Origin of the sequence: Bacillus altaicus (assembly GCF_042136375.2) — a bacterium.
Classification (GTDB): Bacteria; Bacillota; Bacilli; order Bacillales; family Bacillaceae_G; genus Bacillus_A; species Bacillus_A cereus_U.
On sequence record NZ_CM143394.1, the window covers coordinates 3,541,509 to 3,559,386 of the forward strand.

The window sequence follows — 17,878 nt, forward strand, 5'->3', positions numbered from 1 at the left end:
CCGTTAAAATAGATTCTCCATAATTTAAAGAAAGCTAGCGATGCTAGCTTTCTTTATAATCCAATATGTTCTTCCTTATTTACAATAATCCCTTTATGATCGATTTCAAGCTCACATACTTTCATAGCGGCAAATACTCTTGCTAATTGGTCAGCAATTTCTTGACGCTTCTCATACGGAGTTAAAATAAAAATGGATGGTCCCGCGCCACTAAGAGCTGTACCATATGCTCCGAATTCTTTTGCACATTTACGAATTGATGGTAATAACGGTACAAGTTCTAAACGATATGGCTCATGGAAATGATCTCTTTCCATCATTTCACCTACAACTTCCCACTTCTTTTGACATAACGCAGCTACTAATACGTTACTTATCGCACTAGCCTTAACCGCTTCATGAAACGGAAACATCTCTGGTAATACAGATCGACTTTCCTCCGTATTTAGCTCTTCATTCGGAATAAGAGAAATTACGCCTAATTCCTTACTTTCAATCCTTACAACCGAAACATTCTTTCCATCCAGTGCTCCGATTACAGTTCCACCTAAAATAGAAGCAGCAACATTATCTGGATGTCCTTCAAAATTTGTAGCAATTTGAACCTTTTGATCAGTTGTTAAATGTAAATTTCCAAGTTGATTCGCAAGCTCTATTCCTGCTACAATCGCTGATGCGCTACTTCCTAGCCCTCTTGTCAGCGGAATATTACTAGTAACTTCTATTATATGGGGTGATAAAGAAGGACATACTTTACATGCCGTGCTAACAATTAAATTTTTATCGTCTGTTGGAATTGAATCGTCAAAAGAATGTATCACTTGCCACTTATCAGCTTCTCCCTTTACACTTACTTCTAAATATAATGACAAAGCTATTCCAACAGAATCAAATCCTGGTCCAACATTCGCTGTACTAGCAGGAACACGAACTCTTAATGGTATCACGACATAATCACCCCTTTAATATGATCTTTAATTTGTTCTATATCATTTGACACACTTGCAATATCAAATTTATTAGAAGAAATTGCGATATCAGGATCTTTTAAACCATTTCCAGTTAAAACTGCAACAACTGTTTCGCCTTTTTTGATTTTTCCAGATTGAACATGTTTAATTACGCCCGCTAATGAAGCATTCGATCCTGGCTCTGCGAAAACTCCTTCAGTTTTTGCTAACAATCTATACGCATGTAATATTTCTTCATCTGACACCATATCTATTTCACCATTAGACTGCTCGGCTGCCTCTACTGCATACGACCAACTTGCTGGATTACCGATGCGAATCGCTGTTGCAATCGTTTCAGGTACCTCAATGACATGTCCTTTTACAATTGCCGCCGCTCCTTCCGCTTCAAAGCCGTGAATTCTTGGCTTCTTATATCCTTTTTCTTTCTCGTATTCACAGAACCCTTTCCAATATGCTGTAATATTCCCAGCATTTCCAACAGGGATAGCTAGAACATCTGGTGCGTTTTGCAACTGGTCACAAATTTCAAATGCCGCTGTTTTTTGCCCTTCAATTCGATAAGGATTCACTGAGTTTACTAATGTTATCGGCTCTTCTGCAGCAATATTTCTTACAGCTCTAAGTGCATCATCAAAATTCCCTTCTATTGAAATAATCTCCGCTCCATAAGCAACTGCTTGCGCTAATTTCCCATGCGCAATTTTCCCTTCTGGTATTACGATAATACATTTCATCCCGAGGCGTGCCGCATAAGCTGCAGCCGATGCCGATGTATTACCTGTAGATGCACAAATGATTGCCTCTGCCCCTTCTTCTTTCGCCTTTGCAACAGCCATTACCATACCACGATCTTTAAAAGAACCTGTTGGATTCGCTCCTTCATACTTTCCGTATAACTGAATCCCTAATTGTTTTGATATATTTAATAATGGAATAAGGGGTGTATTTCCTTCCATTAAGCTGACATCAGGTGTGTTTTCATTCACTGGTAAATAAGAAGCATACTGTTTTAATAGTCCTTTATACATATTGTTTTTCCTCCTCAATAATGTAGTAACTGTTTATTTCACTTGCGACATCTTCTATCGCCCCTAAAACTTGTTCGAATTGATATTTTGAAGTTCGATGCGTCACAACAACGACTTCTGCAAGCTCACGATTCAAAGGTAATTGAATTACCTCTTTTAAACTCACAGAATAATCAACGAAACATTCTGTTATTTTTTGTAACATCCCAGGCTCATCTCGTAATGAAATACGCAAAAAGTATTTCGAAACTACTTCTTCATCTCCTTGTAATTCATACGGCTCCGGTTCTTTTAATACACTTTTATTTTTCGGAACTTGATTCATATTTTTAACGATTGAAATAATGTCACTTACTACAGCAGAACCAGTTGGTAACTTCCCAGCTCCAGGTCCGTAAAACATCACTTCTCCTACTGCTTGACCGTGAACATACACCGCATTGAATTCATTATTCACATTCGATAGCGGATGATGACTTGGTAATAAAGTCGGTTCTACACTTAAGTGAATGGATGATCCTTGTTTCTCAGCTTTGCCAATTAATTTCATAGTAAATCCTAATTTTTCGGCCATCTCTAAATCTTCTTTTTCAACCTTTCGAATACCTCTAACTTGAACATCATCTAAAGAAACATTCATCGAAAAACCTAAGTTAGCAAGAATTGCTACCTTTCTCGCAGCATCTAGCCCATCTACATCCGCTGTTGGATCGGATTCTGCGAAACCTAATTTTTGTGCCTCCTGTAAAGCCTCTTCATACGACCATCCATTTTGACTCATCTTTGTTAACATATAATTTGTTGTTCCATTTACGATTCCCATTATTTTTTCAATTTGATCTGACGCTAGCCCGTCTGTTAATCCTCTTAATATCGGAATCCCACCCGCTACACTTGCTTCATAACATAAATCACATTCATTTTTATTTGCCAGTTGCAAAAGCTCCGCACCGTATACGGCCATTAAATCTTTATTTGCTGTTACGACATGTTTCTTACTTTGTAAAGCCTTCACAATATGCTCTTTCGCTTCTTCAATTCCGCCCATTACCTCTACTACAATATCAATATTTGAATCATTTAGAACTTCATCAACATTACTTGTTACTACGATTCCATCAATGCAAACATCACGTTCTTTTTCCAAATCACGTACAACGACTGTCTTTACCTTTACTTCATATCCTGTATCAAGAGTGATTTTTTTATAATGTTCTTTCAAAATATGGACAACACCACTTCCGACAGTACCTAACCCTAATACCCCAACATTAATAACATTATTCATCTTCTAATCTCCTCCTAAAATTTTATTTTTTATCTCTATCAATCACCTTGCTCTGCCATTTTTTCATGCAGGTGGTGGTTATTTCCGTACGTACTAATCGTTTCATGTTACCGCACCTCCTTTCAAAGTAATAAAAAAACACACTCATCCCTGGGAAAGGGACGAATGTGTTTTCGTGGTTCCACCCTTGTTCCAACCTAGACTTATTTCCTTCTAGATTGCTCAAGTTCAGATAACGGCTGATACCGTCAATAATTACTAGATTGCTCGTTCACTATTGAAGTTCAAAGGTGGTAAGATCATTTCTCGTGTTAGAAAGCTCACAGCCTTGGCTTCCCTCTCTGTAAACCGTAAAAATGATTTCATGTCCTTATCGTTACTTTTCCGTTCATATATATTTGTTAACTCATTATACTCGCATAAAAAACAAAATCAATACTATTTTTTAATTATTTTTAATTTTCAATCTAATTACTATAAAAAAACACACTCATCCCTAGGAAAGGGACGAATGTGTTTTCGTGGTTCCACCCTTGTTCCAACCCAGGCTTATTTCCTTCTAGGTTGCTCAAGTTCAGATAACGGCTGATACCGTCAATAATTACTAGATTACTCGTTCACTATTGAAGTTCAAAGGTGGTAAGATCATTTTTCGTGTTAGGAAGCTCACAGCCTTGGCTTCCCTCTCTGTAAACCGTAAAAATCATCTCATGTCCTTATCGTTACTTTTTCGTTCATGTCTATTTGTTAACTTATTATAGTTATGAAAATTTTAAAAAGCAAGCCTATTTTTATTTACTATTTTAAAGGAAATACATTATTATATTTTACAATAACAAATTATCTAAAACAAACTTATTCTCTGTCACATATATTCATCACAGACAAGCCAACAATATCCATATTAAAATTTCTTTCTAAAACAAAAAGAGTTTTACGCTTTAACACCATATTTATAAAGTGAATTATTTGTACCTACTCAGCCATACATTTCATTTAGGAGTTTGGTAAGGAGTATTATTCCAGCGAAAATCCGCCCCTTATTACCTATAGAAAGTTACTTTCACTTTTTAGCATATAGATTGCTGCCATGAAGATAAAAAATGGACCTACACCTTGCTACCTTCCTTTATTTTAAAACTTTGCGCATGGCAGGAAAAGGCCCTGACCGCTCCTATACATAGCCAGCCCCTCTCGACCATTAAAAAAGTGCTTTTCTGTCGGTTTTTCATAGAATGACTGAGTAGTTACAATTGTTCAATACAATCTTTTCGTATAACTTTCTTCTAAAGAACGCGCAACATCCTCTTCTGAAGCATTCACTTTCGCATGCTCCATTAACATTTTCGCTGCTGAAGGTAGCTCTGTTTTATTTAACCATGACTCTGGATCCCACATTTTTGAACGAATAAAAGCTTTTGCACAATGAATGTAGCATTCTTCTATTTCAACAACAATTCCAAGTAACGGATTACGTCCATTCGCCTGCATTTCTTTCAAAATTTCTTCATCGTTTGTAATATATGCTTTACCGTTTATTCGGAGTGTTTCCCCAAGACCAGGAATAAAAAAGATTAACCCTACGTGCGGATTTGAAATAATATTTAAAATTGAGTCTATACGACGATTACCCGGTCTTTCAGGAATGATAATTTTATTTTTATTTAATACATGTACAAATCCAGGTGCATCTCCTCTAGGCGAAGCATCACACTCTCCTAATTTATTTGCAGTAGACAATACTAGAAAAGGAGATTTAGATAGGAAATCTACACAATGGTGATCAAGTGATGAAATAACCTTTTTCAAAGCCCGCTCACTCGGTTGCCCCAATATTTGTCTTAATTCTTCCTCAGTTGAAATTATCGATTTTATTTTCTCACTCTCTATTTCCACTTATACTCACTCCTTTTTCTTTATTTTCCCAAAATTCAATACGATTATTGTATAATAAAATTTGCAGAAAGGGGAATTAAAATGACAGAGTGGTTAACAATATTTGATCCTGAAAGAAATACACTTGGGAAGAAATTACGTGATGAAGTGCATCGCGATGGTGATTGGCACGAAACATTTCATTGTTGGTTTGTAGAAAAAGATGATGAAGATATGTTCTTATATTTCCAATTACGCTCTATAAATAAAAAAGAAGCTCCGGGTATATGGGATATTACATCCGCTGGACATATTATGCATAATGAAAATGTACAAATTGGCGGCCTTCGTGAAATTGAAGAAGAATTGGGGCTTTCCTTTCAAACTACTGATTTAGCATACAAAGGAATCTATAAAATAGATTATGAAATTTCAAATCTTACTGATCGTGAGTTTTGTCATATGTATTTCCATAATGTAATACAACCACTTCCATTTGCACCAGGTGAAGAAGTAGACGATGTGATGAAAGTACATGCAACTTCCTTTCTACAACTATTAAAAAGGGATATTTCATGTATATCAACTATTTCTGCTCTAAACAGTAAACCGATAACGATAACATTTGAAGATATTTATCCATATGACCTTGAATACTATGAATTTGTTGTAGAACAAGGTAAAGAATTACTAAAAAATAATAGTTTGTAAATAAAATAGGACTCCCAGCTTATATTGTGCGGGAGTCCTATTTTATTTCTCATTATTGTTCAAGTATCTTTAATCTTTTCTCTACTCGCATAAATAAACGAATGATTAACAACAGCATAACAATCATAATCGCTATCATTGTATGTGGATATCTAAACAGTATACTAATAACACTTCCAATTAACATCATAATGAATCCATTTTGTTTCATCACTTCTGCACTATACCTGTTACCTGCATCCCATAATTCCTTATTTTTCATAGATCGTTTCGTACGGTAACCGTATGCTGCATTAATATCCGTCGGTGGATTTTTTTGAAGAATAAGGGCCGCAAGTATAAATATAATACCAATCAATATGCTTATTCCTATGTTTACTAGTGCATCCATCAATTATATCCCCCCCTAACTTACACTTTCATTATACGGTATAACCTTGAATTTTCCAATTAGTGGCATATTTGTTTATTTTCTTTCTTTCGATGTCTGGAACATGCTTGGAAGTGTTACAAAACGTGCTCCTTTCGTTTTTAACTGCGGAATGATTTTGTCTAGCGCATCTACAGACCCTTGCAAATGTCCACCTGGAGTCGAATGTTGAAGTATGACACTACCTGGAAATGAATTCCCTAGCACATTATTTGTAATCGTATCAGCACTTACCCCTTTCCAATCAACTGTATCAACACTCCACTGTACAATCATAAAATTTTGCTCTGTTGCCCACTTCAATTGATTTTCAAGTATTTCACCATATGGTGGACGAATAAATTTCGGTGCATAACCAGCTAAACGATTTAATATTTCTTCCGTTTTTATAATTTGATTATGGTACTCAGCCTCATTTACTTTCGCTAAATTTGGATGATTATACGTATGATTACCAATTACATGCCCTTCATTCGCAATACGCTTTACTACATTCGGAAACTTTTCTGCATTTTCACCAAGCAAGAAAAAAGTAGCTTTCACATTATGTTGTTTTAACTTATCTAAAATTTTTGGCGTAAATACTAAATCTGGTCCATCATCAAATGTAAGAGCGACTTCCGCTTTATTATATGGACCTGAAAATGCATATGCATATTTTTCGACCCATGAAAACGGTGTCCATGACCCACGATCCTCTTCTTTCATTTGGACTTCATAATTTTGAGGACCATGTAATGCGTATGGCAATGCGTTTATATAGTCTCCATAATAAAATGAATGATATGGCATATAAGCATACGAAATATTACGTTCTGTCCCCAACTGAAATGGAACAAACATTTCTGACGCATAAAAATAATACATGATAAAAACCTCCCTAAAATTTCATATGTGATTTATCTGCACTTTGTTAGAGAAATTCTTATCAATATACAAAAATAAGACTGTCCATAATTAGAACAGTCTTACTACTTTATAATATTAATAAATCGATGTACTATCTTTCGGCAAAACTTTCACGTGTTTTAAATAACTTGTCACCCTGTCATCATCACCTTGCGGGTATTGATATCCATAAGCGTTAGCAATTTCGTTCGCAACTTCTCTAAATAGATCTCCCATTACAAAGAATGACTGCCAAATATTTTCATATTCTGCATTTGAAAATGTCTTTCTAAATTGCTCCCACGCATCTGTTTCAACATATTGCTCGAAATGCTTACCAAACTTTCCGGTATTCACTGTAAAATTTGTTTTCATGCCAATATGCCATTCTATCATTACGATTAACATATCTCGCATTGGGCCTTCAAGCATTCCTTTCGCATAAGAAAGTTCCTCTCTCCATAACCCTTTCCCTACATTTGTGCTGCACCACCAAAATTCATTACAGCAATCGAAAAACTCTTTTTCTGTAGGATTTTTTATAACGTAATCTTTATCACTTGCTGGCGGAAATTCTCCAATACAATTGTCTTTATCCAGTAGTAATTTACTTAAACTATCCTGTCCAATAAATTTATTTATTAAATCAACTGGAACTAGCATTAAATCAATTCGATTCCCATCCATGAACTGCATTAAATACGGAAATTTCCCGTCTTTATCAGCTGGAAGTAACGACATTTCTTCCGGCATTTGCACAATCATTATTTCTCCAAATCTATTAATCCAACTATGATTACACGTAAAAGATTGTATATCTTTTACAACATAAATAATATCATAGTCTTGAAAACAATCTTTTTTCACATTTGGATTCACACGTGACCCATTCATGATGACAGCTCGAATTCTTTCATCCTCTTTTGCTGTATTTATAATTAAGTCTAACATTTCTTTTTCAGTTCTCATCTTCTTATAGCCTCCAATTTTTTAATATATAATATAAAGCTATGTAAATTGGAGGTCCACGAGCTAAATTCGTTGTACAAGATACACGTTATAATTTTTGAAACTTCTTTTTCATCCCTTTTTCCTCCTTACATTACTCTGTTACGACTGCCATTACAAACCCATCGTACCCTTTACTTCCTACAGTTTGAAGCGCAGTAGCACTTACACGCGGCTCAGCAGCTATTAGCTCATAGAAATGGCGTATCCCTTGTACACGAGGATCGCTACTAGTATTGTCAATAACTTCACCTTCACGTACTACGTTATCCCCAATAATTACAGTACCAGGGCGTGATAGTTTCAGTGCCCATTCAAAATAAGCAGGGTTATTTTGTTTATCCGCATCTATGAAAATAAAATCAAATGGTTCATACTTCTCATTTTCTATTTGTTTTAAAGAATCTAACGCTAATCCTAATCGTATTTCAATTCTATTATTCAAATTGGCACGCTCAATATTGCTCCGTGCAATTTCAGCATGCTTTTCACTTGCTTCTAATGTAACAATTCGCCCTCCAGATGGCAATGCTCTTGCAAGCCATATTGTACTATATCCGCCTAGAGTGCCAATTTCTAAAATGTTACGAGCTCCTTGGATTTGTACTAATAGTTGTAAAAACTTCCCTTGAGTTGGCGATACATCATGTGCCGGCAAATTAGCTGAAGCATTTGCTTGAAGAACTTCTTCTAATATAGAATCTTTCGGTATTAATACATCACTCATATATTGATCAACAGCCGTCCATTTCTCAATCGTACTCATGGAAATACCATCCCCTTCAAGTTTTTCATGCTTTTCTACCATTCACTTCTCATTATACCGACAATTCTGCTTTACATACAAAAAAATAAAAAAGGGACACCCATTCCATTACAGAATAGATGTCCCTTCTTTGTTTATAAATTTATCCCTTACGGATTAGTAGACCAAAGTCCTGCTGATTTAATAAATGTACGTTTATTTAATTTCAGCTGCGCTACGATAAACTCTGCAATATCTTCCGCTTGCATTACTTTATCAGGGTTTCCATCAGTTAATCCTAAGTCTACAGCCATGTCAGTTGCTACTGTACTTGGAGTTAAAGCTGTTACACGAATGTTATGTTTACGAACTTCCATTGCTAACGATTCTGTTAAACCAAGAACACCAAATTTAGAAGCACTATATGCACTTGTTACAGGTGCACCTTTTTGTCCTGCTGTAGATGAAATATTAATAATATCACCAGATTGCTGTTCAATCATGCTTGGTAAAGCGGCGCGAGTTGCGTAGTATACACCCATTAAGTTTACTTGAATGATTTTTTCCCAATCAGCAACTTCTAGTTCTAAAAACTTACCAAACTTAGAAATGCCAGCGTTATTAATTAAAATATCGATAGATCCTAAACCATTTTTTAACGTTTCAATTGCAGTAGTCACCTCTTCATATGAAGATACGTCAGCAGTCGCAATAACAGCTTTTACGCCTTCTGCTTCTACTTCTTTCGCAACTGCTTTTAAGTTTTCTTCTGAACGAGCTAAAAGACCAACATTTACGCCTTCTTTCGCTAATGCGATCGCTACAGCGCGACCAATCCCTCTACCTGCTCCTGTAATTAAAGCATTTTTTCCTTGTAATAATTCTGCCAAGTGTAACACTCCTTAATCATCTCAGTTGTTTATTATATTAAAAGTGTATCTACATTTATGCAAAAAGGCAATGATGCACTTTCATGTGCGTAGGTTACTTATAGGTAACTATGGTAATGGTAAATGCATTTTTAAAAAAAATAGTGTTAGAAGGTTCTCCTCCTAACACTATTTTTCTTCATGATTTGGAATACGTACAATAAATTTTGTACCATTCCCTTCCACGCTTTCGACTTTTATTTCTCCTTGATGAAGATCGAGTACTTTTTTTACAATCGCTAAACCTAGGCCACTGCCTCCATAAGCACGGTTTCGTGAAGAATCCGCTATATAAAAACGCTCAAAAACATGTTGCTTCTGTTCTTCTGATATACCAATTCCCGTATCATGAATACTTACTTCCAGGAACTCCGCATGTTCTTTTAACTGAATTGTAATCGTACCACCACTTGGAGTAAATTTAATACTGTTATGAATTAAATTTATCCATACTTGACTCATACTTTCTTGGTCAGCAGCCATTTGCACTTTTTCTAAATCAAGGTCTAACTCAATTTCTTTTTCAGCCCAAAGCGGTTCACTATTTAATACAACTTGCTTTAACTGCTGATCTAATCGATAAGTCACTCTTTCTGGTACATACTCTTCTGATTCTAAAAGTGTTAACTTTAATAAATTTTGACTCAGTTTAGATAATCTCGTTGTTTCAGTTTCAATAATGGTAAGATAATGCTTTCTTTTTTCAACGGGTAGATTATCATCTTGTAGCGCTCTAGCAAATCCTTTTATAGAAGTTAATGGTGACTGTATTTCATGAGAAACATTCGATACAAATTCCTGGCGCAGTTTCTCCATCGCATTCAGTTCATCTGTCATATCATTTATACTTTTTACGAGTACTCCAATCTCTCCATCATACTTTTCTTCATTTCGTATTTTTACGGAGAAATCTCCTTTTGCAATTTTTTGTATCGGTTCAATGATCGTCCAAATCATCGCTTCTCGCTTCGGTCTCATTAATATTCCGATCAATACCCAAATAAGAACAATGAATACAAAGCCGACCATATCACTAATTAGAAACGTAACAAAAGGCGATACGTTTATTTCCAAAGCTTTCATTACACTAGACGATACAAAAAAGGCTATAGACCAAATTATAGTAAGAAAAGTAAAGAGCGTTATTATCGCCCCCATTATTTTTAACATCTTCATCTTACTCATTCGTTTTCTTTGTCTCATTTACTTACCTCTAAGCGATACCCTAAACCCCTTATCGTCTTTATACTAAACTTCGATTGCTCTTCTTGAAACTTTTCACGCAACCGATTAATATGAACGTCTAGCGTGCGTTCATTCCCTTCAAAATCATATCCCCATACGTCTTCAATTAATTGCTCTCTTGAACAAGTTCTTCCCGCCTTAGATCCTAATGTAAAGAGTAACTCAAATTCTTTTAGCGGCAATGTGACCGTTTGTTCTCCGGCGTTAACTTCAAATGTTTTACGATTTAACAGTACATTCCCAACTTGAATAGATTGCGATACTGTAATTTGGTAACGTTTCAATAATGCCTTCACTCTCACAACTAATTCTAAAGGATCAAATGGTTTCACAAGATAATCATCTGTTCCGAGGTGAAACCCTTTTATCTTTTGAGATGTTTCTCCTTTAGCAGTCAGCATAAGAATTGGGATATCATAATATTCCCTTAATTCATAACATAAATCAAACCCATCCATATTTGGCATCATAATATCAATAATCGACATATCGACTTTCACTTCTTCTATTTTTCGAAGAGCATCTAATCCATCAACGGCCTCATATGTTTGAAAACCTTCTCGTTCCAAAAATACAGAAACAAGTTCTCTAATGTGCGGATCATCATCTACAATTAAAATTTTGGGTATCAAGGAATCATATCCTTTCTGCTTAACATACTTTTTAGCACTCTAAAATCAACAATCAGTGAAGTGCCCCTTCACTGATTGTTTTCATTCTATAATGCTCCTTCTTTAATTTTCAATTGTTGCATTGCAAATTCACGGTACATGTCATGTGTCCGTAATAACTCATCATGTGAGCCACTTCCTGTAAGATTCCCTTTTTCAATAAAGATAATTTTATCTGCATCTACAACAGTAGAAAGTCTATGCGCAATAACTAAAGTTGTTCTACCTTTCATTAAGTTATTTAACGCCTTCTGAACAACCGATTCCGATTTACTATCAAGACTTGACGTCGCTTCATCTAACATAAGGATTTGCGGGTTTCGTAGTAACGCTCGAGCAATCGCAATTCGTTGTCTTTGCCCTCCAGAAAGCTTCACACCACGCTCTCCAACTTCTGTTGCGTATCCACTTGGTAAATCATGAATAAACGCATCAACATACGCCATCGCTGCTACTTTTTCAATTTCTTCATCCGTCACTTCACCCTCAACACCGTAGCAAATATTATCACGAATCGTTCCATCAATTAACGGACTATCTTGTGAAACGTAACCAATTTGACGTCGCCATGATTGTAATGAATATGCTGTAATTGGTTCTTTCCCTAATTTTATGAAACCACTAGTTGGCTCATAAAAACGTTCTAACAGCGAGAATAAAGTTGTTTTTCCACTACCACTTGGTCCTACAATCGCTGTTACTTTTCCAGATTCAATCGTGAAGTCGATATTTTTCAACACTTTCTCTTCTTCGTTATACTCAAAATGTACATTTTCAATAACGATCGACTGCTTCGCATTTGTAACATTCATACCTGTCTCATGATCTTCTACTTCATATTCTAAAATCGTATTAATTCTTTCGGTTGCACCAATTGCTTTTTGGAACTGAGTAAAGAACATTGATAACTGACTCATTGGCATAATAATTTGAACCAAATACAAAATAAATGCTACAAGTTCACCTGTTGTTAATGCACCACTAGAAACTCGCATTCCACCATACCCTACGATAATAACAAGCAATGCCATTAAAACAAACGACATAACAGGTGAAATTAATGCTTGCACTTTTCCTTCTTTCAAACCAAATTGCAATAATTTTTGGATACCTGTATTACCTGTTTCATATTCTTTTTTTTCCGTATTTGAAGATTTTACTAAACGAATTTCTGATAGTACTTGTGTTAATACACTAGTAAAAGAAGCCGTTTCATCTTGAAGTGCTTTTGAAATCTTATACATTTTCCGTCCAAGTGGAACTAAAATTAGTACCGATAATGGAATAACCGTTAAAAGTAAAATTGTCATTTTCCAGTCTAAAACAAATAATACAATTAATGACCCAACAATTGAGATACCGCCTGTTAATAAGTTTGACAAATGCTCAGAAATTAATGTTTTAACAACACCTGTATCATTTGTCATACGACTAATTGTATCTCCCGTTCTGTTTTGATCATAATAAGACACTGGTAAAATAAGTACCTTTTTCCACAATCGTTCCCTAAGTCCAGCCACAATTTTTTGTCCAATATAATTCAGTAAATAAATAGACAATCCCGCAGCAATTGTTTGAATAATAAAGAATGCAATTAATCCAACAATTTGTCCCGTACTAATTGAGGAAAGTGAAAAATTATCAACTAAACCTTTTGTCAGCATTGGAATAAACAAACTCGCTCCAGTAGAAAGTAAGCTCATTAGTAATGCAAAAATAAGAATGCCTTTCGGTGGATTTGTATCTTTAATGAGACGTAAAAACTGCCTCCAATTCCCTTTTTTCTTTTCTGTATTCCTAACTTCCATTGTCGTTCATCTCCTCGTTATAAACAAAACTATTCTTTCTAAAACTAGAATACGCTATAAATGTAAACTGAATGTAAACACACTTTTTTCTAATTTTACAAAATATACATATAAACTCATCTTTACAACAAGTATAAATATCTGATATTATTACCTGGTACTTATTATTATTCTATGTAAAAGACTACGCATAGAAAATATATAACTAATTTTATCAATTAGCTAATTTAAAACACTATATAAATCTCCAGCATTGAAAGGAGTATCCTTTTTGCAAACAAATAAACATTCCGAAAAGGAAACAATCATTTTTATTCATGGATTAGTTGGAAATCGCCGCGCCTTCAAAAAAGAGCATAAACGATTTTCTGCCTCCTACAACATTATAACTTATGATTTATTAGGTCACGGCGACGATAAAGGAGAAGCTATCGACTTTTCAATACAGCGCCTCGTAGATCAATTATTGAACTTGTATGAGAAAGAGGGAATTAAAAAGGCTCATATTTGTGCTCTAAGCTATGGCTGTTATATCTCTACGACATTTGCACAAATGCATCCAGAAAAAGTATTGAGCATTTGTCATATTGGTGGACATTATAATAACCCTTCCCGTTTATATAATGTTTTTCAGAAATTTTGGGAAAAACGTGGTGATGAATATTCATCTTGGCTTTCTCAGTATGCTAGTACTATTTTTCCAAGTGGAATACTAAGGGCAAATCCGTTCGCTGTTATTTCACGAAATATTTATTACCGTTTCGGATTACAATTACACTCGTCCATTATTGCTGAGTCATTACGACACCGCTTAGAATTCGACTTGAAATCTAAATTAAAAGCACTTCCCCATCCTATATTATGGGTGATGGGAGAACATGATCATCTCTATAAATCTTGTCTCTTTGATTTGAAGTCCATTCTTCCGAACGTTTTATATAAAGAAATTCCATTAGCAGGTCATGCAGCAAACTTATTCCGTCCAAACTATTTTCATGATTTATATGCTAAGTTTTTGCATGGAAAATTGACATAAAGTGAAACTTTAATCAGCGGGGATTTGTCCATCCCCCGCTGATTATTATCCCGCAAATAGCAGGATAAATACTACTATACTGTTAGTTTATCCAACTATGAAAAAGGCTTCCCAAGTTTCCCTGGAAAGCCTTTTCTCTATACGAATAGTATATAAAATACTTTTTCTTAGTATGCTTTTGTGTAACCTAATAGGTGCTTACTCCAGTAAGAGTTGCTTACAGAGCTAATGCGTACGCCAGTTGCGTCAGTTTCTGCACTGATGAACTGTCCATTACCTAAGTAAACGCCCATGTGAGAAGGACCTGATTTATAAGTATTTTGGAAGTATACTAAATCACCTGGTTGTGGACTGTTAGTCTTTGTTTTAGAGCTCCAGTATCCAGCAACTGTTTGACGAGCGCCTTTATGACCAGTTTGATTTAATACGTAGTGAATGAATCCACTGCAGTCAAAACCAGCAGGTGTTGTACCAGCAGTTCTGTATGGTGAACCATTTAAAGATCTAGCGAATCCAGCGATTGAAGATGTATCTCCACCTGTTGGTGCTGTTGGTTTTTGTACTTGGTTCGTACCTTGGTTCGTACCTTGGTTCGTACCTTGGTTCGTACCTTGGTTACCACCAGTAACTACATTGTTCACTCCGCCTTTTACAAACTTAACAAAGTCTGCACTTACGTAACCAGTGCGGCCATTATGGTTAATTTTATACCAACCATTTTCAGCGCCAGTAACGTTTAATACTGTACCGTTTGTTACCCCACCAATTACAGGGTTATATGTAGCTGGACCTGTACGTACTTTTAAAGCACCTGTGTTAACAACATATGATCCACCAGTTTGAACTGTAGTAGTATTGTTGTTGTTGTTTGTAGTTGGTTGCTGAGTTTCGTTAGATACAGCTGAACCACCTTTTGTTACGAAGTCTTTGCTTACGTATCCAGTTCCACCATTGAAGTTAATTTTAAACCAATCTTGAACTTCACCTACAACTTGAACTGTTTTTCCTTTATTTACAGAACCTAAAACAGTATGAGATGCACTTGGGCCTGTACGTACGTTTAATGAAGAAACGTTTACTGTGTAAGTACCTGTTCCTTGCTGAACAGTAGTAGTAGTTCCTTTATTGCCACCAGTTGTTACGAAGTCCCCACTTACATAACCTGTTTGACCATTTACACTAACTTTGAACCAACCGTTTTCTTGTCCAATTACTTGAAGTACTTGACCTGATTTCACTTTAGAAATAACGTTATGTCCTGTACCAGCACCTGAACGTACATTTAATACATCAGCTGTTACTGTGTATTTTAATTCAGAAGTTGTTTCTACCGTTTTTGTTTCAGTTACAGTCGTTTGAGTTTGAGTTTGAGTTTGTCCATTAATTTCTTTTAGCGCATCATTTGAAACTTGTGCATGAGCAGAATCCATTCCAGGAACTGCTACACCTACTACAGATGCTGCTGCTAAACCTGCGATTACTTTTTTCATAAGTTGTCTTTACTTCCTTTCCCTACTATCCTCTTGAGAAAACTATAAACTTAGTACTTTACAATATTATCAAAGTAAAATATTCATCCAGTTCCATTTTTTAGCAAGAGTTTTATTTTTCACACATCGTTTATTTTAAACGATTGAAGTGAATTTAGTGTGAACTTCATGTGAACTTTATCATTAAACAGTGTGTTTTTGCAACGATTTTTTCAAATTCCTTATGTATTACATCAAAATTTAAAATTTCATACGTTATTTCAATATAGATTTTACACTTTCTATCTAATATGAAAATTCCATTAATCTAATACATAAACACACTATATTTTTCTAGAAAGTTCTTTTTCATGAGGCACACTCTTATCATGACAAAAAACACTTTATTAATCAATAGTATAATATTTTAAGAAAATGAATTCTCTATACTATGTATGATTTTAAACACCGTGATGATTTGTAAGATTTCACGCCCCCCCTCGAGAGCACTCTCATCCCAAAAACACAATTGACTATTTTGTTTCCCTACTAAACATGGAATTATTAGGGTTTTATTGATAGAATATGTATAATCACATAAAAAGAGGAGTTGCATTTGTGGAAAAAATAATAGACGATCACATAAATAATAATATCGAACTTTACTCTGCTCTTACTCACTTATTATCGTTTACAACATTTAAACAGGTAACAATCATTGAAACAAAGAAAAACGAACTAAAAGAGCAAATGAAAACAATTCAGCATAAAAACTCATACCATGTATAAAAAGGTGAACAGATTATATCTCTGTTCACCTTTTATTTTTCACCCCGCATTAACGGGCAGTAAAACTCCCACCTCAAAATTCGGCGAATGCGAGGAAGTTAGGTGGGAGAAACTGCCCGTAAAAGCCCGATTGGTGAAGGCTAATAATCAGTGGGGGATGGATAAAACCCCCACTGATTAAAGTTTCACTTTATTTTATTTGTAAATTTTCACACGAGTTTCTAATGGCTGATATTCTTTATCTCCTGCAGAAACTACTGGTTTACCAAATGGCATTTGCGCAGTTAACTTCCAGTTTCCAGGTACATCCCATTCTTTCCTTACTTCTTCATCAATCAACGGATTATAATGCTGCAATGTAGCACCAAAACCTTCAATCTCTAATGCTGTCCAAATCGAAAATTGCAACATTCCAGAAGATTGCTGAGACCATGTAGGAAAATTATCTTTGTATAGTGCAAAGTTCTCTTGCAAACTTTCTACTACTTTACTATCTTCAAAATACAAAACTGTCCCATAGCCACTTTTAAATGCATTCATTTTCTCTTCCGTAGGTGCAAAATTATTTTCAGGTACAATTTTTCGTAACGTTTCTTTCGTAACATCCCATAATTTGTCGTGTTGTTCACCTAGTAATACAACAACTCTTGCACTTTGAGAATTAAAAGCCGAAGGTGTATGTTTCACAGCATGATAAATCACTTCTTGAATTCTTTCATCAGAAACTACTTGCTCTTTACTAATCGCGTAAATAGATCTTCTGTCTTCAATTGCTGAGTAAAAATCTTTTGCCATTAAAATTCCCTCCAATTTTCATTTGAGGCAGTATCATATGTACGAAGCATATAATGCCTCTCGAACTTATTATTAATAAGTTCTTAACTTAATAATATCAACAAACAAAAACAAACTCAAATGATATCACTTGAGTTTTCACTTCCTATACGTCAAAAAATAAAAAAACAGTTTATTGTCACCAAAATC

General features: G+C 35.1%; 17 protein-coding genes and 2 other annotated features. Of the genes, 3 read left to right on the plus strand and 14 right to left on the minus strand.

Annotated features, from left to right (window positions below; all coding sequences use genetic code 11):
- Positions 1-53: 53 nt before the first annotated feature.
- The 4 genes from thrB to ACE38F_RS18410 all read right to left on the minus strand — a co-directional run bounded on the left by thrB (position 54) and on the right by ACE38F_RS18410 (position 5,186).
- Positions 54-947, minus strand: a complete 894-nt coding sequence (gene thrB / locus ACE38F_RS18395; RefSeq protein ID WP_375370656.1) for a homoserine kinase — start codon at positions 945-947, stop codon at positions 54-56.
- A complete protein-coding gene (gene thrC, locus ACE38F_RS18400) occupies positions 944-2,002 on the minus strand; it encodes a threonine synthase (protein ID WP_375370655.1) in 1,059 nt (352 codons plus the stop codon). Before thrC ends, thrB begins: the two co-directional genes overlap by 4 nt.
- Positions 1,995-3,290 (minus strand): homoserine dehydrogenase, encoded by a 1,296-nt coding sequence (locus tag ACE38F_RS18405; RefSeq protein ID WP_341036227.1) that lies wholly within the window; start codon positions 3,288-3,290, stop codon positions 1,995-1,997. The genes thrC and ACE38F_RS18405 overlap by 8 nt, the downstream gene beginning before the upstream one ends.
- A gap of 154 nt (positions 3,291-3,444) precedes the next feature.
- Positions 3,445-3,676 (minus strand) — a binding site (T-box leader).
- A 114-nt stretch (positions 3,677-3,790) separates the two neighbouring features.
- Positions 3,791-4,022: a binding site (T-box leader), on the minus strand.
- Positions 4,023-4,547: 525 nt separating this feature from the next.
- Positions 4,548-5,186, minus strand: coding sequence for a pyridoxamine 5'-phosphate oxidase family protein (locus tag ACE38F_RS18410; protein ID WP_375370654.1), 639 nt, complete (start codon positions 5,184-5,186; stop codon positions 4,548-4,550).
- Positions 5,187-5,267: 81 nt separating this feature from the next.
- Here ACE38F_RS18410 and ACE38F_RS18415 point away from each other — a divergent pair, with 81 nt between their 5' ends.
- Positions 5,268-5,876: an NUDIX hydrolase gene (locus ACE38F_RS18415; RefSeq protein ID WP_215556049.1), complete on the plus strand. Its 609-nt coding sequence runs from the start codon at positions 5,268-5,270 to the stop codon at positions 5,874-5,876.
- 52 nt (positions 5,877-5,928) lie between these two features.
- On the opposite strand, the gene ACE38F_RS18420 is transcribed toward ACE38F_RS18415, so the two are convergent.
- From ACE38F_RS18420 to ACE38F_RS18455, 8 genes are all read right to left on the minus strand, one after another.
- A complete protein-coding gene (locus ACE38F_RS18420; protein WP_215556048.1) occupies positions 5,929-6,267 on the minus strand; it encodes an SdpI family protein in 339 nt (112 codons plus the stop codon).
- A 75-nt stretch (positions 6,268-6,342) separates the two neighbouring features.
- Positions 6,343-7,173: a peptidoglycan-N-acetylglucosamine deacetylase gene (locus ACE38F_RS18425; protein ID WP_375370653.1), complete on the minus strand. Its 831-nt coding sequence runs from the start codon at positions 7,171-7,173 to the stop codon at positions 6,343-6,345.
- Positions 7,174-7,290: 117 nt separating this feature from the next.
- A complete protein-coding gene (locus tag ACE38F_RS18430) occupies positions 7,291-8,163 on the minus strand; it encodes an aminoglycoside 6-adenylyltransferase (protein WP_375370652.1) in 873 nt (290 codons plus the stop codon).
- Positions 8,164-8,296: 133 nt separating this feature from the next.
- Entirely contained in the window at positions 8,297-8,968 is a 672-nt protein-coding gene (locus ACE38F_RS18435) for an O-methyltransferase (RefSeq protein ID WP_375370651.1), read from the minus strand.
- Between the two features lie 149 nt (positions 8,969-9,117).
- Positions 9,118-9,837, minus strand: a complete 720-nt coding sequence (locus tag ACE38F_RS18440) for a 3-ketoacyl-ACP reductase (protein WP_002012353.1) — start codon at positions 9,835-9,837, stop codon at positions 9,118-9,120.
- 168 nt (positions 9,838-10,005) lie between these two features.
- A complete protein-coding gene (gene hitS, locus ACE38F_RS18445) occupies positions 10,006-11,079 on the minus strand; it encodes an envelope stress sensor histidine kinase HitS (protein ID WP_375370650.1) in 1,074 nt (357 codons plus the stop codon).
- A complete protein-coding gene (gene hitR, locus ACE38F_RS18450; protein WP_375370649.1) occupies positions 11,076-11,753 on the minus strand; it encodes an envelope stress response regulator transcription factor HitR in 678 nt (225 codons plus the stop codon). Before hitR ends, hitS begins: the two co-directional genes overlap by 4 nt.
- Positions 11,754-11,839: 86 nt before the next feature.
- Positions 11,840-13,600 carry an ABC transporter ATP-binding protein gene (locus ACE38F_RS18455; protein WP_375370648.1) on the minus strand — a complete coding sequence of 587 codons (1,761 nt, stop codon included), beginning with the start codon at positions 13,598-13,600 and terminating at the stop codon, positions 11,840-11,842.
- Positions 13,601-13,871: 271 nt separating this feature from the next.
- On the opposite strand from ACE38F_RS18455, the gene ACE38F_RS18460 reads away from it, so the two are divergent.
- On the plus strand, positions 13,872-14,636 hold the full coding sequence (locus tag ACE38F_RS18460; RefSeq protein WP_002086164.1) for an alpha/beta fold hydrolase: 765 nt from the start codon (positions 13,872-13,874) through the stop codon (positions 14,634-14,636).
- Between the two features lie 167 nt (positions 14,637-14,803).
- On the opposite strand, the gene entFM is transcribed toward ACE38F_RS18460, so the two are convergent.
- Positions 14,804-16,126, minus strand: coding sequence for an enterotoxin EntFM (entFM, locus tag ACE38F_RS18465; RefSeq protein ID WP_375370647.1), 1,323 nt, complete (start codon positions 16,124-16,126; stop codon positions 14,804-14,806).
- 597 nt (positions 16,127-16,723) lie between these two features.
- Here entFM and ACE38F_RS18470 point away from each other — a divergent pair.
- On the plus strand, positions 16,724-16,894 hold the full coding sequence (locus tag ACE38F_RS18470) for a hypothetical protein (protein ID WP_002158267.1): 171 nt from the start codon (positions 16,724-16,726) through the stop codon (positions 16,892-16,894).
- Positions 16,895-17,089: 195 nt separating this feature from the next.
- On the opposite strand, the gene ACE38F_RS18475 is transcribed toward ACE38F_RS18470, so the two are convergent.
- Positions 17,090-17,689: a nitroreductase family protein gene (locus tag ACE38F_RS18475; protein ID WP_375370646.1), complete on the minus strand. Its 600-nt coding sequence runs from the start codon at positions 17,687-17,689 to the stop codon at positions 17,090-17,092.
- Positions 17,690-17,878 lie beyond the last annotated feature (189 nt).